Consider the following 23,936-nt stretch of genomic DNA (forward strand, 5'->3'; position numbering starts at 1 on the left):
CACGATTCATTTTTTTGTAAAAACGGCTACTGGAATTTGTAAAATTAGGTGTGGAAGATGCCTAAATAATTCCTTCATCCAAGTTTTGATGAATAGGTGTTAGGCTGATTACCTGCATGCTGTGTTAATAACCAAAGACAAATAAGCATCTAGCGGCATGAGTTTGGTAACTCTGCGGACGATAAGGAGTGCTCTAAGTAATGGATGAAGAATTTAAGAAAGAGATGGGTAACAAATCTTCCTTGGAGAAAATTCACGGAACCTGCCCAAGTAGTGAGGATAACGCAGATTTAGCTCCAAAAGATTGCGATCATGATTGGGAAGCTATTTCGCAACCGTCAGTTGCAGAAGCCACTGAGGCTAATAAGAAGCTAATAGATAAGCTTGGTAATAAGGCGAGTAGGTCTGGACAAAAAAGAGGCTATGCGTTCGAGAACAGAGCTATAGAAGACAACCTTCCAAAGATGAATCTTGTAAGTGCAGGCGCTGAGTATAAATGTAAAAAGTGTGGCCAAGACCAGGAGGTGGATGTTGTTGGTGATAGGCAAATAGGCGAGGCTAAGAGTACAAATGTTAAGCAGTATCGGAAGAAAGGTAAACAACGGAGGCGATTAAGAGATATTCAATCCAAACTTTTTGACCCTTGTTTGCCTCCGAGAGCCAAGATTGATGGACAAAATGAAGATCACCAGAAACTAAAAGAAATGTACGAAGAGTCTGGATTTGAAGTGGAGGTGGTTAACTAATGGATACTAAGCTAACAGCGTGCTTCCTTGTACCGAATATCAAACTAGTTGCGCTAAGCCGAGAAACGAATCGGCTCCTTTATACATTAGGGTTTTCAAAGACGCCAGGGATTTACTCTGTCACATTAGATGAAGACAGAAATGTAATTGATGAACACGGTGATGAAGTATTTCTTGACGGAGACTCACTAACTGAGTTCTTGAAAAAACACGACGGCTACTCTCAGGAATTTATATGGAATGAGCGGACTCAGTATTGTGTTTTTTTTGAGCGGGATTCGGTCGGTTATGTCTATATAGACTTTGACATAGTTTCGGTTAAAAAATACATGGATAGTAGAAATATAAAAGCTTTTGGCGACATGCTTTCGTATTTGTGTCGTGCATTAAAAGCTTTCGGCGTGATAGTTGATCTCGATTTACCGTTTAGCTTAAGAGATGAAGTCAGTCTCATCGAAGACTTTTTAAGAAATCCGGATAACGAGAGTCAGCCGTGCCCTTTAGGAATATTTCGAGTGCCCCTTTTTGAGCATCAGCTCAATGAGCTAATAAGTGAAGGAGAATGGTGTATTCACAAAGTCGAGACTCCCTATGTTCTGTACTTGAGTTGCGACTTGGAGCAAACCCTTCAGCTTTTCGGAGGACATTTACATTGAAAGTAAAACAGCGCTTAGATTTGTCTGGCAAGCGCTGCTTTACTTGGGTTATCAACTCTCGCCAGGAACGTTAATCACCCCTTCGAGATAAAGTCGCGCCTGGCCGACCAGCAGTACATTCGGGCCGCGATAGTGGCACATGACTTCGCCGCCGCGTTGGGAGATTTGGCGGGCAGTCAGCTCCACTTTGCCCAGTTTTTCTGACCAGTAAGGCGTCAGTGTGCAATGGGCGGAGCCGGTGACGGGGTCTTCTGGCACGCCGACTTTGGGAGCGAAGAAGCGGGATACGAAGTCGACCTTATCGCCTTTGGCGGTGACGATGACGCCCAGGGAGTCGATAAGTTTCAGCATGCGCATGTCTGGATAGACGGCGCGCACGGCGGCTTCGTTTTCTAACACGACCATATAATCCCGGGACTTCAGCACCTCCAGCGGTTTCACTCCGCCGAGCGCTTCCAGCAGGGCCGGTTCCGGCTCAACAGGCTCGCCCTTGCGGCTTGGGAATAGCATGGCGTAGCCCCCTTGCTTATGAGGGGTCACTTCCAGCGTGCCGCTGCGGGTGTGGAATTGAATGCGAGGTCCCTTGAAACCTTTCAGCTCGTAAAGCACAAAAGCAGTGGCCAGCGTAGCGTGGCCGCATAAATCCACTTCTGCTTCCGGCGTGAACCAGCGCAGATCGAAGCCGTTGGTGCGCGGTACGTAGAACGCCGTTTCCGATAAGTTGTTCTCTGCGGCGATTTTGCAGAGCGTGTGGTCCGGCAGCCAGTCGTCCAGGCTGCAAACCCCGGCGGGGTTTCCGGAAAATATGTTGGAAGTGAATGCGTCAACCTGAAAGTACTGATGCTTACTCATAAAGTGATCTCAAACCAGTGTTGTGTCTTGATGCGGGTAAAACCCAGACCCTCGTAAAACTGGTGAGCCTGCTCCCGGTGAATTCGCGACCCTAATCGAATTTTAAATACTCCCTGTTGTTTTGCCCACTCCTTCTCGGATTCGATCAGCTTTCCGCCGACGCCTTGTCCCCGTGCGAGCTCATCAACCACCAGACTGACAATCTCAACATAGCCCCCTGCCACCAGGGTGCGTTTGAGATTGCTCTGAATGAAGCCGAGAATTTTATCGCCGCTGACGGCGACCATAAAATGCGCGTGGGAATCGTGGAGTAAAGTAGAGAGAGTATGATCGAGCTGAGTCAGGGTAAGGGAGTACCCCAACTGCTCAATCAGGGGTAGAAGAGCGGGGGCGTCAGCCGCCTCCGCTCTGCGCAACATCAATGTTTGCAAGCTTTGTCCTTAGTGTTGCAGGATCTGGCTGAGGAACAGTTTGGTCCGCTCGTTCTGTGGATTGTTGAAGAACTCGTGCGGCTCATTTTCCTCAATGATCTGACCGGCGTCCATAAAGATTACCCGGTTGGCCACGGTCTTGGCGAAGCCCATTTCGTGGGTGACGCAGATCATGGTCATACCGGATTCCGCCAGCTCGATCATGGTGTCCAACACCTCTTTGATCATCTCTGGGTCGAGCGCCGAAGTCGGTTCGTCGAACAGCATGATTTCAGGGTTCATACAGAGACTGCGGGCGATTGCCACGCGCTGTTGCTGACCACCTGACAACTGCCCCGGATATTTGTGCGCCTGATGCGGAATCTTCACCTTTTCCAGATACATCATCGCCGTCGCTTCCGCTTCTTTCTGCGGTACTTTGCGCACCCAGATTGGAGCCAGCGTACAGTTCTGAAGCACCGTCAGGTGAGGGAACAGGTTGAAGTGCTGGAACACCATACCGACTTCCCGACGCACGCTGTCGATGTTCTTAAGGTCGTTGGTCAGAGGAATATCTTTAACGATGATGTCCCCCTGTTGATGCTCTTCCAGACGGTTGATGCAGCGGATCATGGTGGACTTGCCTGATCCTGATGGGCCGCACACAACGATACGTTCGCCCTTGTACACTTCCAGATTGATGTCTTTCAGTACATGGAACTTGCCGTACCATTTGTTGACGCCGCGCAGGTTGATCATGCTCTTGCGGGATTCTGCGCTGTTAGTATTCGTATTCATGTCGTACTCCAGAAAACTTGCCTATCGGTGACTGGTATTCAGTTTACGCTCCAGCGCCTGGCTGTAGCGGGACATTCCGAAGCAGAACACCCAGAATAAGAAAGCCACGAAAATATAACCTTCAACGGAGAAGCCTAGCCATTTGGGATCGTGCAATGCTGACTGCACAATAGCGAGCAGGTCGAACAGGCCGATGATCAATACCAGACTGGTGTCTTTGAACAGAGCGATAAAGGTATTGACGATACCGGGAATCATCAGCTTGAGCGCTTGCGGGAGAATGATGAAGCACATCATTTTCCAGTAGCTCAGGCCCAGGGAATGAGCCGCTTCATACTGACCTTTGGGGATCGCCTGCAGACCTCCGCGTACGACTTCCGCCATATACGCGCTCTGGAACATGATGACGCCGATCATGGCGCGCACCAACTTGTCGGTTTCCGTGCCTTCGCTCATGAACAACGGCAGCATGACCGAGGCCATGAACAGCACCGTGATCAGGGGAACGCCACGCCAGAACTCAATGTAGACCACACTGATGCTCTTCACGATGGGCATTTCAGAACGGCGACCCAGCGCCAGCGCGACGCCGATTGGCAACGAGACAACGATGCCGACGGTAGCGATGACCAGCGTGAGCGTCAGTCCGCCCCATTTATGGGTTTCCACCACTTCCAGACCGAAAGCGCCGCCATACAGAAGGAAGTACGCAATGACGGGGAAAACGACCAACATAAACAGTGCAATCCACCCTTTTTTGGGTGTTTTGTCGATCATCAGTGCAACGATGCCGATGATGGCGATCGCGAACATTACGTTGATGCGCCAGATTTCATCCGGCGGATAGAAACCGTAGATGAACTGCGGCAGACGGACGGATATGAATACCCAACAGGCGCCGCCGGAGGTGCAGTCTTCCCGTGAGGTTCCAATGACGTCTGCGTTAATGACTCCCCAGGAGACAAACCAGGAGATACCCGAATAAATCAGGTAAAAGGCGATAATGGTCAGAATGCTGTTCATCGGACTGCTGAACAGATTGCTTCTGAGCCAACCGACGACGCCTACCGTATTGGATGGCGGGGGCAAGTCGGGCAATGGAACAAATTTATTGCTCATTTCGATTACCTCTCAACCAATGAAATACGGCTGTTGTACCAGTTCATCAGAGCGGAGGTGCTCAAGCTGAGGAACAGATAGACGGCCATTGTCATAAATATAATCTCTATCGCCTGACCGGTCTGGTTCAGGGTTGTGCCCATGAACACGGACACCAGATCCGGGTAACCGATAGCGGTCGCCAACGAAGAGTTTTTGGTCAGGTTGAGGTACTGGTTGGTCATTGGTGGAATAATGACCCGCATTGCCTGAGGAACGATAACCAAACGCAGACGTTGTCCATTCGACAACCCTAAGGCGTTGGCCGCTTCGCTTTGACCTCTTGGAATCGCTTCAATACCGGAACGCACCACCTCGGCGATGAATGCAGCAGTATAGACAGTCAGCGCGATCAGCAACGCAATCAGCTCTGGGATAATCGTCAAACCGCCTTTGAAGTTGAAGCCCGCCAACACTGGATAATCCCAATGCATGGGAGAACCCGCGAGGAAGTAAACAATCAGAGGGAGGCCGAACAAAATACCAACGGACGGCAGGAACAGGGGGAACGTCTTTCCTGTCTCACGCTGTCTTTTACGCTCGAATCTCACCAGACCGATAATAATGCAGATGGCGACCACTATTGCAAAAGCGACAGCGCCAAAACCATCTTCATAGACGGGGCCAGGAAGGTATAAGCCGCGGATATTGAAGAATACAGACTCGCCGATGCTCATACTGTTGCGTGGGCTTGGAAGGCCTTGCAATACAGCGAAATACCAGAAGAAAATCTGCAGCAGAAGGGGGATGTTCCGGAAAGTCTCGATATAGGTCGTCGCCAGCTTTGAGATTAGCCAGTTGTGCGACAGGCGTCCGATACCGATGAAAAATCCAAGAATAGTCGCCAGGATAATGCCCAACACAGCGACCAGCACTGTATTCAGCAGACCGACAAAGAATGTACGGCCAAAGGAGTGGGTCTCGTCATATTCAATTAATGACTGGAGAATCCCGAATCCGGCTTGATCGCCAAGAAAAGCGAAACCGGTAGTTATCCCGCGCTGTTCCATATTGGTAAGCGCGTTATTAATAATGTACAGGAAAAAAGCGACTACGGCGCCCACAGCAAGTACTTGGAAAAATACAGAGCGTACTGCAGGATCGTTCCAGATTTTTGTTTTCGCTTTATCCTGTCCTTTGTTTTGAATATCCACTCAATGTTCTCCAGAGGATCGGCAAGGAGTTATTAAATTGGGTGTTTAGAACAGGATAGGGCGCACGGACGTGCGCCCAGACACTAAGGCTTGTATTAGCGGATAGGTGGAGCGTATTGCAGACCGCCTTTGGTCCACAGTGCGTTCAGACCGCGCTCAATGCCCAGCGGAGAGGATTTACCGACGTTACGCTCGAACATTTCGCCGTAGTTACCGACTTGCTTAACGATGTTGAAAGCCCAAGTATCGTCCAGACCCAGGTTTTTGCCCTGGCCGGCTTCGGAGCCCAACAGACGTTGTACGTTCGGATTGGTGCTGGATTTCATTTTGTCTACGTTATCGGAAGACACGCCCAGTTCTTCAGCGGTAATCGCTGCGAACAGAGACCACTTCACGATGTTGAACCACTGGTCGTCGCCTTGACGAACAACCGGGCCCAAAGGCTCTTTAGAGATAACTTCCGGCAGAACCATGGCTTTGTCCGGGTTGGAAAGCTGAATGCGCAGGGCGTACAGCTGAGACTGGTCAGAAGTCAGAACGTCGCAACGTCCGGCTTCGAAGCCTTTTACAGTTTGGTCGGAGGTATCGAATACCACTGGCTGGTATTTCATGCCGAACTCACGGAAGTAGTCGGCCAGGTTCAATTCGGTAGTGGTTCCCGCCTGGATACACACTGCTGCGCCGTCCAGTTCTTTCGCGCTCTTCACGCCCAGATCTTTACTTACCAGGAAGCCCTGACCGTCGTAGTAGTTGACGCCAGCGAAGTTCAGGCCCAGTGAGCCGTCGCGAGTCAGTGTCCAGGTAGTGTTACGGGAGAGGAGGTCGATTTCGCCGGATTGCAGAGCTGTGAAGCGCTCTTTGGCGGTGAGTGGGATGTATTTTACTTTTGAAGCGTCGCCTAGCGTCGCAGCTGCAACTGCGCGGCACAGGTCAACGTCGAGGCCCATCCAGTTGCCTTTGTCATCCGGGTTGGAGAAGCCGGGAAGGCCAGTGCTCACACCACACTGAACAAACCCTTTTTTCTTTACAGCGTCCAGTGTGCCGTCAGCCATCGCTGCACCGGTAGCTGTCATAAACCCAAGCGCTGCAACTGCAGAAACGAATGTCTTCTTCATTTTTTACCCTCGGTTGGTTGTTTGTTGTTCATTGTTATTACCGGATTTAACTTAGCATAGTGTTTTCGCAAAAACGAGAATGCGTAAACACAAAAATTCGGGCATTTCGGTAATTACGTATCCAATGAACTTCGCCTTGGTTAATGCAATTGTAATGCCGTAACTCCATGATTTTATTGATGTCGTGGCGTTTCATAAATTTGGCTGCAGACCACGGACTAATTCCAAAGTAAAGTGTAGATGATGAAATACGGTTGTGCTTAATGTTGGTGCGCGATAGGGAAAAAGATTAAATTACGGTGCAAGCCAGTCCGTTTTTATGCTAAAAAATACGTGTTTTCCGAAGGGAAACTGTTGGCGAGAGACCTTCCATCATAATCGGCTTTCCATGTATTCATCCGTTACTTCCGCAAGCTCATTTGAAACCCGCAAAAAGTTGCTCATTGAAGAAATGGCGAAATTCTTGCCTTCGGATTCCATCATTGCAGATGAGGAAACGTTGCGGGTGTATGAGTGCGACGGCTTGTCCGCCTACTGCGAACGCCCGTTGCTGACTCTATTGCCGGACTCCGTGGAGGACGTGCAGAAGATTCTCAAGCTCTGTCATCGCTGGGGCGTGCCGGTGGTCGCCCGTGGCGCCGGAACTGGGTTGTCGGCGGGCGCCACGCCGAGCCCGGACGGGGTTTTACTTTCTTTGGCCCGCTTTAATCGGATACTGCGCATTGACCCGGAAGCGCGCACCGCTACGGTGCAGCCGGGCGTGCGAAACCTTGCGATCAGTCAGGCGGTGGAGCCTATGGGGCTGTTTTACGCGCCTGATCCGTCCTCGCAAATCGCCTGCACCATCGGTGGTAATCTGGCGGAAAATTCCGGCGGCGCCCACTGTCTTAAATACGGGCTGACCGTGCATAACGTGCTGGCGTTTGAAATGCTCACGGCAGAAGGCGAGAGAGTGCGCGTCGGCGGACAGGGGCTGGATAATTGCGGCTTCGATCTTTTGCCGTTGATCATTGGCTCGGAAGGACTATTGGGCGTCATTACCGAGATTACCGTCAAGCTACTGCCATCTCCTGACTCCGCGCAGGTGATCATGGCGGCGTTCGACAGCGTGGAGAAGGCGGGCGACGCGGTCGCGGGGGTTATCGCCAAAGGGATAATTCCCGCCGCGCTGGAAATGATGGATCGTTACGCTATTCAGGCGGCGGAAGATTTCGTGCACGCCGGTTATCCGACTAATGCGGAAGCGCTCCTGCTATGTGAAATTGATGGCGTGAGAGAAGAGGTGGTGGAATACGTGGAGCAGGTGGAAAACCTGTTTCGCGAGCTCGGCGCGGTCGCCGTGCGGACGTCCCAGAGCGATGCGGAACGCGCGTTATTATGGAAGGGCCGCAAATCCGCGTTTCCCGCGGTGGGGCGCATTTCTCCCGACTACTATTGCATGGACGGCACCATTCCCCGCAGTCAATTGTCCTATGTATTGACGCGAATGCGGGAAATGTCGGAAGAATACGGGCTGCGCGTAGCGAATGTTTTTCACGCTGGCGATGGCAATTTGCATCCGTTGATTATGTTTGACGCCAATGTGCCGGGCGAGTTTGAAAAGACAGAAGAGTTTGGCGGCAGAATTCTGGAGTTGTGCGTCGCCGTCGGCGGCTGCATCACTGGCGAGCATGGCGTGGGTCTGGAAAAAATACGGCAGATGCGCGCGCAGTTTTCAGAGGCGGAGTTGGAGCAGTTTCACGCTGTAAAGGAAGCGTTTGATCCTGGCGGGGTTTTGAATCCAGGCAAAGGCGTTCCCGTGCTGCGCAGATGTCAGGAATATCGCTCGATAGGCAATTAATAGTGTGGGCGGAAGCGCCGTCCCGGATGAATATATATAAATGACGGACATAGCTGACAGACTGGTCGACCAAGTGATGACCGCCAGAGCGGCGAGTCGGCCTCTGATGATACGGGGCGGGGGTAGCAAAACATTCCTGGGACGCGTCGCCGTCGGCGAGGCGATGGACCTTAGCGAACATAGCGGCGTCGTGGATTATTCGCCCTCTGAACTGGTGATCACCGCCAGAGCCGGCACGCGTATCGCCGACCTGAGGCGAACACTGGACGAGCAAGGTCAGATGCTGCCGTTTGAGCCTCCGGAATATGACGGTCGCGCGACGCTGGGCGGCGCTTTGGCCGCCAATACCTCTGGGCCCGCCCGTCCCTGGCGTGGCTCTGTGCGTGACGCTCTGCTTGGAACCCGCATTATCAATGGCAAAGGCGAACACCTGCGATTTGGCGGCGTAGTGATGAAAAATGTTGCTGGTTACGACTTGTCGCGGGCGCAGTGCGGCGCTATGGGATCACTGGGCGTCATTACGGAACTCAGTATCCGGGTGACCCCCAAGCCGGAGCTGGAAACCACGCTGGTGCAGGAATGCAATGAGGCCGCGGCGATCAGTAAAATGGTGGAGTTGTGCCGACAGCCGCGTCCATTATCAGCCGTGTGCTGGACGGACGGGCGTTTGTACTTGCGACTGTCCGGCGCGGAGCAGGCGGTTGCCAGCACTATCGGCTATTGGGGAGGCGAATTATTGGAGCGGGCGGCGGATTTCTGGCGTCTGATTCAAGAGCAGACTCATGAATTCTTTGAAGGCGATATGCCCTTATGGCGCCTATCAGTCAAACCTTCCGCGCCGCCGCTAGGAAATGACGCGCCGGTGCTGCTGGATTGGGGGGGCGCCTTAAGGTGGGTGCGGGCTGAATCATCGTTAACGGCCATGGAGCGTTATGCGGTTTCCGCTCAGGGCCAGGCCAGCTTGTATCGTCATGGCGATCGTAACGGTGAAGTTTACCACCGGCTCTCTCCGCCGCTGCGGGCGTTGCATCAAAGGCTGAAAGCGGCGCTGGACCCCGACGGCATATTCAATCCAGGCAGGCTGTACTCCTGGCTTTAGTATTTAACCGGATTTGAAGCGAGCAAGTCCGGGACTCAAAGGTCACTGATGAAAACCGAAATCCACGCTAAATATAAGAACACGCCAGAAGGCGATGAAGCGGAAAAAATTATTCGTTCCTGCGTGCATTGCGGCTTTTGCAACGCTACCTGTCCTACCTATCAGGAACTGAGTGATGAGCGGGATGGCCCCCGGGGGCGCATCTATCTGATAAAGCAGATGCTGGAGACGGATGAGGCGTCGGAGAGCACCCGCCTGCATTTGGATCGTTGTCTGACTTGTCGAAGCTGTGAAACCACCTGCCCCTCCGGCGTTGAATACGGCAAGCTGCTGGATATCGGCCGCGGCGTGGTGGAGAAAAAAGTTCCTCGCACCTGGCGCGAGCGTCTATTGCGCAAAATTCTGCTTTTGCTGTTGCCTTACCCGCAGCGTTTCGGTTTCCTGATCGTCGTCGGTCAATGGGTGAGACCGGCGCTGCCGGAATATCTGCGCAAGAAAATTCCTGAGAAGCAGGTGCCGATCACCTGGCCGCCCCAACGTCAGCCCAGAGTGATGATGGGGCTGCACGGCTGCGCCCAAAGCGTCACCACGCCCAACACAAACGCGGCGGCGGCGCGGGTGCTGGACCGGCTTGGCGTCAGTCTTATCGCCTCAAACGAGGCGGGCTGTTGCGGCGCCGTCAGCTACCATCTGGGCGCGCAGGATGAAGGCAAGCGTTTGATGAAAAAGAACATTGACGCTTGGTGGCCTGCCATTGAATCCGGTTTGGAAGCGATTGTTATCACCGCTTCAGGGTGCGGCGAGTTGGTGAAAGAGTACGGGCATATTCTGAAGGATGATCCTGAGTACGCGGAAAAGGCTCATAGAGTGTCGCAAATGACCCGTGATCTTAGCGAGGTGGTGGTGGCGGAGGATCTGTCTGTCCTGTCTATAAAAAGGAACTACTCGAAAATCGCCGTGCATTGCCCCTGTACGTTGCAGCATGGGCAAAAACTGCCAGGAATTGTAGAAAAGATTCTGACCGATGTTGGATTTGATCTCGCCTCGGCGCGAGACAAGCACCTGTGTTGCGGGTCCGCCGGCGCCTATTCACTGCTGCAACCGAAGATGAGCCGTCAGTTATTAAAGAAGAAGGTCGCAGCGTTGGTGCAGGATGATCCTGATACCATTGTCACTGCGAATGTGGGGTGTCAATTGCATCTGGCGTCCGAGGCGAGAGTGCCGGTCAGGCACTGGATTGAGATCATGGACGAAGCGCTGGGATAAGCCAGAATTAAAGCGGAGAGGCAGGCGTTACGCCTGCGCTCCCATCAGCGTCTGCTTGGGTTTGCGTATTTTCAAAATAATGAAAATACCGGTGTAAACCATGGCGATACACCACAGAGAACTCATCAAGGTATACGCCAGATAAAGACACACCAATGCCCCCAGTCCCGGCAAAATACGGTCCTTGCCTCGGAACAGGCGTACGGCGGAGAGCATCGTCAGCAGGTAAACCAGCACGATCATGCCGTTGGCCATGCGAATCAACTCTTCCAGAGGCACTTGCAACACGGAGAAGACAAGCAGGCTCGCCGCGCTGGCGATGGACATGGCGAGCACTGCATTCGCCGGCGCGCCATGGCGGTTGACCTTGCCCAAAGCAGGATAGGTTGCGCCGTCCTTACCCAGGCTCCATAACATGCGTGAAGAGCCCGCCAGATAGATGTTCATGGTGGCGACGCAGGACAGGAAGCCAAACAGTCCAATCAACAGCTTGCCGTGGCCGCCGATTAGCGCATCGAACAGATACACCATGGCGGGGCCGGAATAATCCGCGCCTAACGCGTAATGCAGCGTCACCCAGCTACCCATCCAATACACCAGTCCGACCAGCGCTACGCCGATAATCAGGCACAGAGGAAAGTCCCGCTCAGGATTTTTGAATTCTGTCGATAAGTGGGCGAGGGTTTCAATGCCGATAAAGCTCCAGAACGCGAGCCCCGCCGCCGCGCCAACCTGCTCCCAGTTGAAAGAGGTGGGCTCAGCAGGGATCGGCGGAATGACGTCGAACCAGGCCAGCACGGACAGCAGCACCACAATGCCGCCGACACTGAAGGCGATGACGGTTTGTAAGGAGCCTGATAGTTTGACGCCTCTTAGGTTAACCCACAGCATGCCCGCCACCAGCGCCAGTTTGACGGCGAGGAGTTCAGCCGGCGTCAGTGCGACCAGAGAGGTGAGAAACCAGCCCGCCATTTCCATTGCAGCGGGCAGCCCTACCGGCACCAGTGCTAATAAAACCCAGCCTATGATGCGGCCCTGCGTCGCGCCAAAGGCGGAATGCACGTAATGAGAGGCTCCGCCGGCGTGGGGATAACGTTTGCCCAATCTGGCGAAAGCGAAGGCGATGGGAATAATGGCGAACACTAGTAAACCCCATCCCCACAGCGCGTTGGCGCCGGACTGTTTGACCGTGAGCTCGGGAACGATAAAGACGCCGGTCCCCAGCAGGGCGGACACCAAGATACCGAGACCCTGACTGAAACTGAGCGAGCGGTGGAGCGACTGCATGATAATTTTCCTTGAGGTGTATGCGGGGTCTATCGAGTGCGTCGTGCTGTCAATGACGAGATGGCGACGGACCTTTGCAATAATAATCAAATCCTTCGTTGCAAATTGCGGCTTTACGCCGCCAAAATGCCGGTTTGATCGGCATAACGTCGGCGCGTCGCCCAAATAGGGGTGAAACGGTGCTTGATAGTTGATTTGTCGAGTATTTTAGTGGGAGAGCCTGTGGACAAATTTGATGAAAAAATTCTTCAGTTATTGCGTGAAAACGCGAGACAGCCGGTGTCAGCCATCGCGGAAAAAGTAAGCCTGTCCCGCTCGGCGGTGACCGACCGTATTCGCAAAATGGAGGAGACGGGAATTATCCGCGGCTACCAGGTGCTCGTCACGCAGGCGCGGGAGGATCAGGTTTCAGTGTATCTGGAGATCAGCTATAACGAAATTCAATGTACGGAAATGGCGCAGATACTCAGAACCATTCCTGAAATCAAAGTGTGCCACGGCGTAGCAGGGGACACGGATATGATGTTATTCCTGAAGGCGCCGAATATGGCGCGGATTCATGAAATCCGCGATCGTCTTACTGCTATTCCCGGTGTGGGGAAAATCAAAACCCACGTCGTCATGTCGGAGTACATCAACGAGTTTCTTAATGCCTGAGGGCGTTAGCCATACCCTCGCGCCATGAGCACGCCGCATAACGGAATAAGCAGAACCAGCAGCATTTGCGCATGGATTGCGCGGGTGACTCTGCGGCGGGTGTCGAAGCCAAGCTCCGGTGTTTGTCCGGCCTGAATTGGCTTGCGCCAACGTAGAAACTGTACTGTTGGATAAATGGAAATCAGCCCGGCGATAATGAACAACGCAAGTTTGCTCCAAAAGAAGAAGTTGGAAAAATAGTACGCCTCGCCTTTCTCGAAAAATACCCTCGCAAATCCGCTTAACAAGACCGCCAGTGCGCTAAGTCCAAACCATCGATCCGTCGCCAGCAACGCTTTGGCGGTATCTCGTGACCAATTCATACTCAGGATTTTACGCTCTTGCAGCAACAGACTGACCAGCGCAAAGATGCAAATAAAGTGGAGCCAGGATAGAGCGATGGAAAGGAACATGGCGTGATTTCCTGTTTATGTTGTCGGTGAAAATATTGTGTGATTAAAATGTTTTCTGTGTCAACAATGTTGACGCTTATGGATTTGCGCCCCACACTTATCAGAGATATCCGGTTTGAAGCGGTGTTTAACGCTTAACTTCGGACGCATCGCAGGAAACGGCGTAAAGCTGCTGTGGATCATGGGAGAGACTTTGAGATGGATTTATCCTGAACCAATAAACACGAATAAGTAGAAGAGAGTAAGGTGAGTAATTTGAGAGAAGCTGTCGCAGGCGTTGACGCGCACCAGCCCTACCATCACGGCAACCTGCGGAATGAGTTGCTGGACAAAGCCCTGGCGCAGCTCAAGCAGGTTGGGCCGGACAAGATCAGTCTGCGGGCGCTGGCGCGTGAAATCGGCGTGTCGCAAACCGCCCCCTATCGCCACTTCGCGGACAAGAATGCGTTGCTGGCCGCTCTGGCGGCGCAGGGGTACAGAGAGCTGCAACGGGTCACCCAGGAAGCCGCTGACGCACACAACGACCCATCGCAACAACTTTGCCACTCCGGCAATGCCTATATTCAATTCGCGCGAGATAACCCTGAACTTTATAAGTTGATGTTCGGGCCTGTGATCGCCTGTCCGATGGATTATCCGGAATTGGCGGAAGCGGGCAGTAGCGCGTTTCAGGTTATCCTGAACATCGCTACAAAAGGCGTCAGCGAAGGCGTATTTACTGACCGGGATGTCTCTCTGATCGCCCACGCCGCCTGGTCAATGGTGCATGGCATCGCCAGTCTCTGGATAGACGGAATGTATAAATGCACGGAGAGCAGCGGCGAAAAATCCATGATTCTGGATTCGTTGAAAATCTCTCTATACGGCATTTTGAAAAGGGACGGAGAGTAAGACTGGAATACGGCGGGAGCCTGTCCCGCCGGTTACACGATATACGACTCGCTTTAGAAATACGTTAAACGTTGAAAGAATGAGCGAGCTTCTTCGCCACTAACTGATTTTTCAGCTTCACGTAGTCTGGCACGCCGTTTTTGTAAGGCGGATACGACTCGCCCTGAATCAATGGCTGCAGGTAGCGACGCGCTGCTTCAGTAATGCCGAAACCATCTTCGGTAATAAACTCTTTCGGCATCTTCTTTTCCACATTGGCGATTTTCGCTAAGGGCGCTTCGCCAATCGACCACTTATAAGGGCTGTCCTGCTCCCGCACAATCACCGGCATTACCGCGTTTTTACCCGCCAGGGCCAGATCCACGGCGGCTTTGCCCACGGCGTAGGCCTGATCCAGGTCGGTGGCGGAAGAGATGTGGCGGGCGGAGCGCTGCAGATAGTCCGCCACTGCCCAATGGTATTTATAACCCAGCTCGCTTTTGATCATGTTGGCGATGAACGGCGCCACGCCGCCCAATTGCGTGTGCCCGAAAGCATCGGTCACGCCGGCGTCGGACAGGAAGCGTCCGTCCGCATATTGCGCGCCTTCCGACACCACGATGGCGCAGTAACCGTCGCGTTTGACCACTTCATCCACGCGGCGAAGGAAGCTGGCTTTATCAAATGGCGTTTCAGGGAACAGGATAATCTGCGGCGCCCCGCCTTCTTCGCGTTGCGCCAGTCCCGCCGCCGCCGCAATCCAGCCGGCGTGGCGCCCCATCACTTCCATGACGAAAATCTTGGTGGAGGATTCGCACATGGATTGGATATCCAGCGAGGCTTCCATAATAGAAGTGGAAATATATTTGGCGACGGAGCCGAATCCCGGGCAGCAGTCGGTGATGGGCAGGTCGTTGTCGACGGTTTTGGGGATGCCGATACTGATGATCGGGTAACCCAGCTGCTCGCTGATCTGAGAGACTTTGTAGGCGGTATCGGAGGAATCGTTGCCGCCGTTATAAAAGAAGTAGCCAATATTGTGCGCCTTGAAGACTTCGATCAGGCGCTCGTATTCAGCTTTGTGGGTTTTGATGTCTTTCAGCTTGTAGCGGCAAGAGCCGAAAGCGCCGCCGGGAGTATGCTTCAGCGCGGCGATGTCCGCGTCGCTCTCCAGGCTGGTGTCGATCAATTCTTCACGCAAGGCGCCGATAATGCCGTTGTGGCCGGCGTAAACTTTGCCGATTTTATCGTAGTGGGCGCGAGCTGTTTCCAGTACGCCACAGGCAGAAGCGTTGATGACCGAGGTCACACCGCCGGACTGCGCATAAAACGCGTTTTTAACCGTCATATTCGTTGTCGCCTCTCGTCGTCTTATGGGCGCGAATCATACGCGAGTTTATTGCCATTTTCATGTCCCCGCTCAGCCCCCTCGAATTTTCTTAAATTTCCTCAATAGATAGGGCCATTTCCGGTCCGGCGCTGGCGCTTAGGGAACCCGTCAGTAATAATTGACCGATATGCTCCTGAAGCTCAGTTTTCTGAAGTTCAATTCGCAATCTGCGCCAAACAGACCGCCTGCGTTGGCGGCCGGACGAATGAGACACTGATTCTTTTCACAGATTAAAAGATAGCGATTAGCAAGAAACATGCATGTACACATACTAGGCATTTGCGGGACTTTCATGGGTAGCCTGGCGTTGCTCGCCAAGGAAATGGGATACAAGGTCAGCGGGTCCGACAAAAATGTATATCCTCCCATGAGCACGCAGCTGATGGCGCAGGGAATAGAGTTGCGCGAAGGGTATGACCCATCCCATCTTGATCCCAAACCCGACCTTATTATTGTCGGTAACGCCATGAGCCGGGGTAATCCGCTAGTGGAGTATGTTCTGGATAAAGGCCTGCCTTACACCAGCGGCCCACAATGGCTGGCGGAGCACGTACTGCAGGAGCGCTGGGTATTGGCGGTGGCCGGCACTCACGGCAAAACCACCACCACCAGCATGCTGGCCTGGGTTCTGGAACAGGCCGGTCTGGCGCCGGGCTTTCTGATCGGCGGCGTTTCCCAGGGATTTGATGTTTCCGCCAGACTGGGCGACACCTCCTTTTTCGTCATCGAAGCGGACGAATACGACAGCGCTTTCTTTGACAAGCGCTCCAAGTTTATTCATTACCGTCCGCGTACATTGATCATCAACAACATGGAATTTGATCACGCGGATATCTTCCGTGATCTTGGCGATATACAGCGCCAGTTTCATCATGTCGTGCGCACCGTGCCGCGCCAGGGGCTGGTCATTACGCCCACGCAGACACCCGCTGTTGAAGAAGCTATAGCGATGGGATTGTGGTCGCCGCGCCAGACTTTCTCTTTGAGCGACGAGCAAGCGGATATTCGGGCTAAGTGCCTGGCGGAAGACGGCAGCCGTTTCGAAGTGTTCTTAAACGGCGAGTCATGCGGCGTTGTGGAGTGGGGCATGAGCGGCGCTCACAACGTACAGAATGCGTTGGCCACACTGCTGGCCGCTCGCCATATTGGTATCCGGCCGCAAAACGCGATTCCGGCTCTGTCCGATTTCCCCGGGGTTAAGCGTCGGCTGGAAAAACTGGGCGAGCGCAACGGCGTGGTCGCCTACGATGATTTCGCGCATCATCCCACCGCGATTCAATTGACGCTGGAAGGGCTGCGCAAGCGGGTTGGCGATGCGCCGATCTGGGCGGTCATTGAGCCGCGCTCCAATACCATGAAAATGGGCGTGCATCGGGACACATTATTAGCGTCTGCGGAGCTGGCGGATCATGTGGTCTGGGCCAATCTGGATAGCTACGAATGGCTGGATGCAGCTGTGCGTAATGCGGCGCCCAAGCACCAGTGCATGGGCAATGTTGACGATATCACCCGTTTGCTTGCCGACGTGAAAGGGCCCGCTCATATCGTCCTTATGAGCAACGGCGGATTCGCGGGGTTGCCTGCGAAGCTGAAAAGCATGCTTGCCGAGGAAGAGGCGGTGTCGTCGTGACGTTTAAGGAGCCGATTACTATAGCGATCACCGGCGCGTCAGGTTTTCAGTATGGCTGGCGCTTATTGCAGGTGTTACTGCAAAAACAGCATCAGGTTTATTTGATGGTGTCGAAGGCGGCGTATGTGGTCGCCAGTGTGGAAGCCGATATCAAACTGCCCGGCCAGGCGGCGAAGCTGGAACAGGCGTTGACCGAAGAGTTTGGCGCGGCGCCTGGGCAATTGCGTGTCTTCGGCAAAGAGGACTGGATGTCTCCCGTGGCTTCCGGCTCCGGTTCTCCAGCGAGAATGGTGGTCTGTCCCTGTAGTACGGGAACCCTATCCGCCGTGGCGACCGGCGCGAGTAATAATCTCATTGAGCGCGCTGCGGACGTTGTGTTGAAGGAGCGCAAGCAACTGATTCTGGTGCCGAGAGAAAGCCCGTACTCCACGGTGCAACTGGAAAACATGCTGAAGCTGTCGCAAATGGGCGTCACGATTTTGCCTGCATCTCCCGGTTTCTATCACAAGCCGGCATCGGTGGAGCAGATGATCGACTTCATCGTCGCCCGCATTCTGAATCACCTCGGCATTGACCAGGATCTGACTCCTGCGTGGGGCAGGGTCTCCTCGACTCCCGGCGACGACGATTTCTGATCCTCGTCGCCCGTCTGTATTTAAAAGATCTAATATTGCGAGCCGTATTATGAGTATTGATTGGAACATCACTCCCGCCGCAATCTGGCGACAATTCAAAGGCAGCCTGCGCGCCGTACGTGAAATTGACCCTGTTCGTTTTGATGAGCTATTGAATGTGGATCGTCAGAAAGCGGCTCTGCAGCGCAATACAGAGCGCTTTCTGGCGGGCAAACCGGCTAACAACGCCTTGTTGTGGGGCTCCCGTGGCACAGGTAAGTCATCGCTGATCAAGGCGATGTTGAATGAATATTTCCCCCAGGGACTGCGTGTCATTGAGGTGGATAAAGACGATCTGATTTACCTGCCGGAAATCGTCGATGAAGTGCGGGATTTACCTCAGCGTTTCATCATTTTTTGCGACGATTTGTCGTTCGAAGCGGGTGAGAAAACCTACAAAGTCCTGAAAAGCGTTCTGGAAGGTTCCATCGAACTGCCGCCGAAAAACGTGCTGATCTACGCGACCTCCAATCGTCGTCATTTGATGCCTGAGTACATGTCGGAAAACCTGGAGACCAAGCTGGTCAATAATGAAATTCATCAGGGTGATTCGGTAGAGGAGAAAGTCTCGCTGTCGGACCGCTTTGGCTTGTGGCTCTCTTTTTATCCATTCAACCAGGACAGTTATCTGGATATTATCGATCATTATTTTCATGACTATACCGGCGATCGCGAAGCGCTGCACAGACTGGCTATTCAATTCGCCACATCCAGAGGCGGCCGCAGCGGTCGGGTGGCGTATCAATTCTTCAAACAACATAGCGAAAACTAGTCGATGACGTGGCGCAAGCGGCTGGCGTGGGGCGGCCTGATTACCTTGCTGACGCTCTGTATTTTGACGGGAGCGGCCTGGTGGTTTGCGCCCCAATGGCTGCCGCCTCTGGCGCAGGAGCTGGCGGGCCGCGCCGGCGTGGACATCCGCAAGCTGGAAATTGGTCGTCCCGGTTGGGGAGGCTGGCGCTTACGGGAGGTCGAACTCGGTCTGGATGGCGGAGCCATCGTCTATGGGGAAAACGTCAAAATCGGCTGGCGCTGTTGTCAGAAAATTGAAGAATCACTGACTGCGAAAGCACAGCGGATTGTCTATACGCCAGCGGAGAAGAGCGCCGCAGACCAGAGTACGCCGGTGGCGGTAAGCGCCTTGCTGTACAGTGTGGCGCAACGAATCCCCTTTCTCACGGTTGAGGTGGAGCAGCTGGAAACGCCGGCTGGCGACCAGACGCTGACCGCCAGCCTGTCTCTGGAGCGGACGCAGGAAGGGCTGGATCTACAGGCCCAAACCCAATATCAGGATGCGCCATTGTCCTTGTCGTTAAATTGGGTGGCGCCCACATCCCTCTCTCTCAGTCTGGCGAGCGATCAACGCATGACGCTGAGCGTTGAGGGGGAATTGGGCGATGACGGCGCCTGGCGTTTTAGCGGGGAGCATTCAGCGGATTGGGCTGCGTTTCTCGCTACAATTCGAATGCCGCAAGAGTCGATAACCTCGTTGCAGACTTCTGGCGCTTTACAGCTGATATTTCCGGATGTCATTGGCAGCGCGCCTTGGTCGTTCAACATCAAGCCCAAGTTCCAAACGCAACTGGCACAGCAGGATATCAAGATTTCCGGCGAAACGGAGATTGAACTCAACGGAGCGACGGCGCCAGAGACCGCCGTCATTCAGCCATCGACCATCCTTGTGGATATCCCTCAATGGCCAGAGTCCGCGCCATCGCTACCTTTGTCATGGCAGGTAAGCGTGCTGGAAGCGGTGGGTTGTGAACAACTTTCCGCGGAGCCGAGTTGTCCCAGCGCACTGAAACTGGAGCTACGCTCCAAATCTGCGTTGGACACGGAACCGCAGCTCAATGCGAGGGCGACGCTGCAATACGCTGCGGCGACAAAGACTGTGGCCGCAATACTGCAAACCGATGCAACCCTGACCGACCCCAAATACCCGCAAAAGGTAGAGCTGGCGCTGGATGGGCAAGTTAAGTTGGGGACAGATATCCAGGTGAATCTTAAAAAAGGCGCCCGTATCGCTTGGAGCGGTTGGTCGCTTCAAGACGCGTCAATGGAGCTCAAGGACGGAAACATCGAGCTTGGCAGGACTGCACTGTCGGTTAATACGGGAGCCCCCAACACTCAGCAGGGACAGGGTAACCCCGTGTTTTCCTGGAGCTTGGCTACGGACGCTAAGGCTAAAGTCAGCCTGTCTCACAAGGGCCAAAGTACAGAAGTGAACTTGGTGGGCCGAGTGAAAGCGGACGACAAACGTATTGCGCTGGATAAAGGAGAGTTGAGCGCTTTAGGGCTGAGCAGCCCAATCGAAGTGATTTACCGGACAGCGGAAAAGAAAGGTTGGCTGTCTTACGATGTCGAAGGCAAATTAGCGAACTTCAACTTTATTAAAACCTATATCGCCGCTTTTCCAGATGCGTTGACGGTCAGTCTTGGAACGGTCTCCGCCAGCGGCGCCGTGAACTGGTCAATGAAAGACGCTTTGGCGATTGATGGGCGCTCGAATGTCTCGCTGTCCAATTGGGGAGCGACCTACGAAGAAATTAAAGCGAAAGGCGTTAGTCTGACCACCGATGTGCAATTCACCGGACAAGCCGCTTCTTTTACTCAGCCGCTGCGTCTTACTGTTGCTTCGGTTGAGGCGGCGGAAATGTTGCAAGCAAGCGATGTGGCGGCGGATGTTTCCGGTAGGGTGGAATACGCCAAGGGACTCACATGCGATCTGCAATTGGATCGCGCCTCCATCGGACTTTTTGATGGCAAGGCGAGGCTGGTGCAACCGGCGAAAGTACAATGCCCGTTGACCCACTCTGACCTCTGGGTGGAAGTATCCAATCTGGACCTGGGTAAGCTGGTTGCGCTGGAAAGCGATAAAATTAAAGCCAGCGGCCGTATTGCCGGACTGCTGCCTATTTCCATAAAAGATGGCGGCGTCACCGCCAACAACGGACAGATCGCCGCACAGTCGTCCGGCTCGATAAATCTGGTGGATGTGGACTATTGGCGAGCGCTCAGCGCCGCCAACCCCAGTCTGCAGTTTGCTGTCGATGCGCTGGAGAACTTTAACTACAATTCTCTGGTCAGTCGGGTGGATTACCAACAGAATGGGGTTCTGTTGTTCGACATTCAATTAGCGGGCAAGAGCGCGAACAAACGGTACTCCGGCGCACCTATTGCGCTGAACGTTAATCTGCAAACCAATATCATTGATAATCTGCGGAGCATATTGGTCCCTGGCTCTATTCAGAAAAAGTTGGAAAAAGGGACTTATTAACCGTAGCGACAGTTCAGTTTATGTTCAGCTACGGTTGCTATAGTTAACTGAAGTAAATAAGGCTTAGTTATTTGATGAATACTAAAAACTCAATACTGTGTGCGTTATGCTTACCGCTTATCGTCGCATGTGCTCCAAGGGTTGAAGTGGCGGTGCCTGACAAGCCCATCACGATTAACCTCAATGTAAAAATTGAGCATGAGATCAGGGTGAAGGTTGAGAAGGATCTCGAGAAGCTCTTTTCCGAAGAAGATGATTTGTTCTAAGCAGCGCCCCTACGTTGCGATAAAAGTAACCAAACGACCGCATACCTATGTGTAGAGGCGCGAGAGAGGATTTCTGTATGAAAAAGATCATTCTGGCTTTATTTTGTAGTCTGTTTATCAGCATGCCCGTGTGGGCCTTGGATTTAGACGAAGCCAAAGCAAAGGGCCTGGTCGGTGAGCAGGCTGACGGCTATTTGGGCGCAGTAAAATCTGGCGCGGAGGTCAACGCGCTGGTGTCGGAAACCAACGATAAACGCAGCAAGAAGTACGCAAAAATTGCAGCGGAGCGTGGCATCTCTGTAGACGAAGTCGGCAAATTAGCCGGTAAGTTGCTCATCGAGAAAGCCGGCCCTAAAGATTACGTAAAAGGTTCCGGCGGCTGGGTAATGAAAGAGAAGCTTTAATCCCCCCGCAAGGGAAATAGCGGCGATATGCATCCCTCTATTTCCCTGTTATTTGCTGGAGCTGGCTAAACGTTTTATCCGTCACGGTATACGCGGCTCCAAATCCTTTCACGAAACGACCGCTGGTGATCTCCAGCCTCAATAAGCTAAAGTCCGGCAACTGACGCAGCATGGCGATAGTCGGGCCGAATTTGTCGGCGAATCTGTCGAGCATGACTTCATAATCCTGGCCATCGCGACCGACCTCCGTTACGGAGCACTGCAGTATCAACCTTAATCTGGCGAATAGATTCCGACTAGCCTGCTCCTCTTCTATAAACAGCAGACTCGCGATCGGAGTCGTTTTCAGGCAGGCGGTGTGGGGCGCCAGCGCGCTGACGTAGATGTAAAAATCTCCATTGTGTCTGACGAATGGAGCATAGCTCGCCAGCGGTTCGTTGCTTTCATTGACGCAGGCGAATTGCGCCGTCTTAAAGCGTTCGATCAGCGCCTCTATTTCCGCCCTTAGTGATTCCGTCTCTGTTGACAAGTTTGTTTTCCTCTTAGGGTTAATCCAACGAATCAGGTGTTTCGCCCAGCCGCAAACTGTCTGTTTTCGTCAGTCAAAATGAAACTTTTCGTTATTGGTGGGTCCTGGCGTAATTGCGACACTGAATCCATATTCACACCATGGAAAACCTCCACACAGAATAACAACAGGAGACGGTCATGATACCGAGAGCACTTTTCGATAGCGACCTGGAGCAGTTCAGAGATTCCTTTCGCAAGTTTTTGGAAAAAGAAGCGACCCCTTTTCATTTGCAGTGGGAAAAGGACGGACAGGTGGATCGAGGCCTGTGGAACAAAGCGGGAGAGATGGGATATTTATGCCCGACGATGCCGGAAGAATATGGCGGCTCTGGCGTGGACTTTCGCTTCAGTGCGGTTATCTCCGAAGAGATTTCCCATTTGGGATTATCCGGCATTGGTTTCGGGCTGCACTCGGATATTGTGGCCCCTTATATCCTTCACTATGGAACTGAATCGCAGAAGAAAAACTACCTCTCCAAAATGGCGACCGGGGAGATGGTGTCCGCCATCGCCATGACGGAACCTGGCGCAGGCTCCGATCTACAGGGCGTAAAAACCACAGCGGTGAAAAACGGAGACCATTACGTCCTGAACGGCTCCAAAACCTTTATCACCAATGGTCAACATGCTGATGTGGTGATTGTGGTCGCCAAGACGGACCCGAAAGAGGGAGCCAAAGGCACCAGTCTGTTTTTGGTGGAGAGTCACTGGAAAGGATTCAGCAAGGGCAAGAATCTGGAAAAAGTGGGTATGAAAGCCCAGGACACCTCTGAACTGTTCTTTCAGGATGTCATGGTGCCAGCGGAAAACCTGTTGGGGGCTGAAAACAGTGGATTTATCGCCCTGATGCAGGAGCTGCCGCAAGAGAGGCTATTGGTCGGCATCACCGCAATCTCCGCCTGCGAAGCGGCCCTCGACCTGACCATCAAATACTGCAAAGAACGCAACGCCTTCGGCAAACCGCTAATGGCGTTTCAAAACACCCGCTTCAAACTCGCCGAACTCAAAGCGGAAGTCACCGCCGGACGAGTCTTCCTCGACCGCTGCCTGGAACTCCATCTCGACAAGAAACTCGACGTACCCACCGCCGCCATGCTCAAACAATGGTCCACCGACCTGCAATGCAAAGTCATGGACGAATGCGTCCAACTCCACGGCGGTTACGGCTACATGTGGGAATACCCCATCGCCCGCGCCTGGGCCGATTCGCGAGTGCAAAAAATCTACGCCGGCACGAATGAGATCATGAAGGAGATAGTGGCTCGGTCTTTGTGAGTGGTAGTTCAATTTTTGGATATATTGTGAAATATGCTCAGCACCCAGAAGGATTGCGCGAAGATTGCCTTATCTGCGCTGACAACTGGG

24 protein-coding genes are annotated in these 23,936 nt (G+C 53.2%); 14 read left to right on the plus strand and 10 right to left on the minus strand.

What is annotated here, in order from left to right:
• Window positions 1–200: 200 nt before the first annotated feature.
• Together O5O45_RS31100 and O5O45_RS31105 are read left to right on the plus strand one after the other, a co-directional pair.
• Window positions 201–746 carry a hypothetical protein gene (locus O5O45_RS31100; protein ID WP_305903120.1) on the plus strand — a complete coding sequence of 182 codons (546 nt, stop codon included), beginning with the start codon at window positions 201–203 and terminating at the stop codon, window positions 744–746.
• Complete coding sequence (locus O5O45_RS31105; RefSeq protein WP_305903121.1) at window positions 746–1,402, plus strand: hypothetical protein; 657 nt, start codon at window positions 746–748, stop codon at window positions 1,400–1,402. Before O5O45_RS31100 ends, O5O45_RS31105 begins: the two co-directional genes overlap by 1 nt.
• A gap of 51 nt (window positions 1,403–1,453) precedes the next feature.
• Here the strand turns inward: O5O45_RS31105 and O5O45_RS31110 are convergent, their stop codons facing one another.
• From O5O45_RS31110 to O5O45_RS31135, 6 genes are all read right to left on the minus strand, one after another.
• Window positions 1,454–2,254: a PhzF family phenazine biosynthesis protein gene (locus tag O5O45_RS31110; protein WP_305903122.1), complete on the minus strand. Its 801-nt coding sequence runs from the start codon at window positions 2,252–2,254 to the stop codon at window positions 1,454–1,456.
• The gene (locus O5O45_RS31115) at window positions 2,251–2,685 is read right to left on the minus strand and encodes a GNAT family N-acetyltransferase (protein WP_305903123.1); all 435 of its coding nucleotides are present in this window, start codon (window positions 2,683–2,685) and stop codon (window positions 2,251–2,253) included. Before O5O45_RS31115 ends, O5O45_RS31110 begins: the two co-directional genes overlap by 4 nt.
• 9 nt (window positions 2,686–2,694) lie before the next feature.
• The gene (locus O5O45_RS31120) at window positions 2,695–3,462 is read right to left on the minus strand and encodes an amino acid ABC transporter ATP-binding protein (RefSeq protein ID WP_305903124.1); all 768 of its coding nucleotides are present in this window, start codon (window positions 3,460–3,462) and stop codon (window positions 2,695–2,697) included.
• A 21-nt stretch (window positions 3,463–3,483) separates the two neighbouring features.
• On the minus strand, window positions 3,484–4,581 hold the full coding sequence (locus tag O5O45_RS31125) for an amino acid ABC transporter permease (protein ID WP_305903125.1): 1,098 nt from the start codon (window positions 4,579–4,581) through the stop codon (window positions 3,484–3,486).
• A 5-nt stretch (window positions 4,582–4,586) separates the two neighbouring features.
• Complete coding sequence (locus O5O45_RS31130; RefSeq protein WP_305903126.1) at window positions 4,587–5,774, minus strand: amino acid ABC transporter permease; 1,188 nt, start codon at window positions 5,772–5,774, stop codon at window positions 4,587–4,589.
• 95 nt (window positions 5,775–5,869) lie between these two features.
• On the minus strand, window positions 5,870–6,889 hold the full coding sequence (locus tag O5O45_RS31135) for an amino acid ABC transporter substrate-binding protein (RefSeq protein ID WP_305903127.1): 1,020 nt from the start codon (window positions 6,887–6,889) through the stop codon (window positions 5,870–5,872).
• Window positions 6,890–7,277: 388 nt separating this feature from the next.
• Between O5O45_RS31135 and O5O45_RS31140 the strand changes: the two genes are divergently transcribed.
• From O5O45_RS31140 to glcF, 3 genes are read left to right on the plus strand one after another with little or no spacing between them, the layout of a single operon-like run.
• Window positions 7,278–8,729, plus strand: coding sequence for an FAD-linked oxidase C-terminal domain-containing protein (locus tag O5O45_RS31140; RefSeq protein ID WP_305903128.1), 1,452 nt, complete (start codon window positions 7,278–7,280; stop codon window positions 8,727–8,729).
• A gap of 40 nt (window positions 8,730–8,769) precedes the next feature.
• On the plus strand, window positions 8,770–9,828 hold the full coding sequence (gene glcE / locus O5O45_RS31145) for a glycolate oxidase subunit GlcE (protein WP_305903129.1): 1,059 nt from the start codon (window positions 8,770–8,772) through the stop codon (window positions 9,826–9,828).
• 48 nt (window positions 9,829–9,876) lie between these two features.
• Window positions 9,877–11,094 (plus strand): glycolate oxidase subunit GlcF, encoded by a 1,218-nt coding sequence (glcF, locus tag O5O45_RS31150; protein WP_305903130.1) that lies wholly within the window; start codon window positions 9,877–9,879, stop codon window positions 11,092–11,094.
• A 27-nt stretch (window positions 11,095–11,121) separates the two neighbouring features.
• On the opposite strand, the gene yjeH is transcribed toward glcF, so the two are convergent.
• The gene (yjeH, locus tag O5O45_RS31155; RefSeq protein WP_305903131.1) at window positions 11,122–12,381 is read right to left on the minus strand and encodes an L-methionine/branched-chain amino acid transporter; all 1,260 of its coding nucleotides are present in this window, start codon (window positions 12,379–12,381) and stop codon (window positions 11,122–11,124) included.
• 222 nt (window positions 12,382–12,603) lie between these two features.
• On the opposite strand from yjeH, the gene O5O45_RS31160 reads away from it, so the two are divergent.
• Window positions 12,604–13,038, plus strand: coding sequence for an Lrp/AsnC family transcriptional regulator (locus tag O5O45_RS31160; RefSeq protein WP_305903132.1), 435 nt, complete (start codon window positions 12,604–12,606; stop codon window positions 13,036–13,038).
• 5 nt (window positions 13,039–13,043) lie between these two features.
• Here the strand turns inward: O5O45_RS31160 and O5O45_RS31165 are convergent, their stop codons facing one another.
• Window positions 13,044–13,490, minus strand: coding sequence for a DUF2214 family protein (locus O5O45_RS31165; RefSeq protein WP_305903133.1), 447 nt, complete (start codon window positions 13,488–13,490; stop codon window positions 13,044–13,046).
• Between the two features lie 246 nt (window positions 13,491–13,736).
• Here O5O45_RS31165 and O5O45_RS31170 point away from each other — a divergent pair, with 246 nt between their 5' ends.
• Complete coding sequence (locus O5O45_RS31170) at window positions 13,737–14,381, plus strand: TetR/AcrR family transcriptional regulator (protein ID WP_305903134.1); 645 nt, start codon at window positions 13,737–13,739, stop codon at window positions 14,379–14,381.
• 64 nt (window positions 14,382–14,445) lie between these two features.
• Here the strand turns inward: O5O45_RS31170 and O5O45_RS31175 are convergent, their stop codons facing one another.
• On the minus strand, window positions 14,446–15,708 hold the full coding sequence (locus O5O45_RS31175; protein WP_305903135.1) for a 6-phosphofructokinase: 1,263 nt from the start codon (window positions 15,706–15,708) through the stop codon (window positions 14,446–14,448).
• Between the two features lie 298 nt (window positions 15,709–16,006).
• On the opposite strand from O5O45_RS31175, the gene mpl reads away from it, so the two are divergent.
• The 6 genes from mpl (at window position 16,007) to O5O45_RS31205 (ending at window position 22,001) form a co-directional block, all read left to right on the plus strand.
• Entirely contained in the window at window positions 16,007–17,380 is a 1,374-nt protein-coding gene (mpl, locus tag O5O45_RS31180; protein ID WP_305903136.1) for a UDP-N-acetylmuramate:L-alanyl-gamma-D-glutamyl-meso-diaminopimelate ligase, read from the plus strand.
• Entirely contained in the window at window positions 17,377–18,015 is a 639-nt protein-coding gene (locus O5O45_RS31185) for a flavin prenyltransferase UbiX (RefSeq protein WP_305903137.1), read from the plus strand. Before mpl ends, O5O45_RS31185 begins: the two co-directional genes overlap by 4 nt.
• Window positions 18,016–18,064: 49 nt before the next feature.
• Window positions 18,065–18,826: an ATP-binding protein gene (locus O5O45_RS31190; RefSeq protein WP_305903138.1), complete on the plus strand. Its 762-nt coding sequence runs from the start codon at window positions 18,065–18,067 to the stop codon at window positions 18,824–18,826.
• Window positions 18,827–18,829: 3 nt separating this feature from the next.
• Complete coding sequence (locus O5O45_RS31195) at window positions 18,830–21,331, plus strand: YdbH domain-containing protein (protein WP_305903139.1); 2,502 nt, start codon at window positions 18,830–18,832, stop codon at window positions 21,329–21,331.
• 74 nt (window positions 21,332–21,405) lie between these two features.
• Entirely contained in the window at window positions 21,406–21,597 is a 192-nt protein-coding gene (locus O5O45_RS31200; RefSeq protein WP_041598940.1) for a YnbE family lipoprotein, read from the plus strand.
• Between the two features lie 77 nt (window positions 21,598–21,674).
• Window positions 21,675–22,001 (plus strand): YdbL family probable chaperone protein, encoded by a 327-nt coding sequence (locus O5O45_RS31205; RefSeq protein ID WP_305903140.1) that lies wholly within the window; start codon window positions 21,675–21,677, stop codon window positions 21,999–22,001.
• A 37-nt stretch (window positions 22,002–22,038) separates the two neighbouring features.
• Here the strand turns inward: O5O45_RS31205 and O5O45_RS31210 are convergent, their stop codons facing one another.
• Window positions 22,039–22,530 carry a HugZ family pyridoxamine 5'-phosphate oxidase gene (locus O5O45_RS31210; protein WP_305903141.1) on the minus strand — a complete coding sequence of 164 codons (492 nt, stop codon included), beginning with the start codon at window positions 22,528–22,530 and terminating at the stop codon, window positions 22,039–22,041.
• A gap of 179 nt (window positions 22,531–22,709) precedes the next feature.
• On the opposite strand from O5O45_RS31210, the gene O5O45_RS31215 reads away from it, so the two are divergent.
• Entirely contained in the window at window positions 22,710–23,846 is a 1,137-nt protein-coding gene (locus O5O45_RS31215) for an acyl-CoA dehydrogenase family protein (RefSeq protein WP_305903142.1), read from the plus strand.
• Window positions 23,847–23,936: the final 90 nt, after the last annotated feature.

This window comes from Hahella sp. HNIBRBA332 (genome assembly GCF_030719035.1).
In the GTDB taxonomy this organism is placed as follows: domain Bacteria; phylum Pseudomonadota; class Gammaproteobacteria; order Pseudomonadales; family Oleiphilaceae; genus Hahella.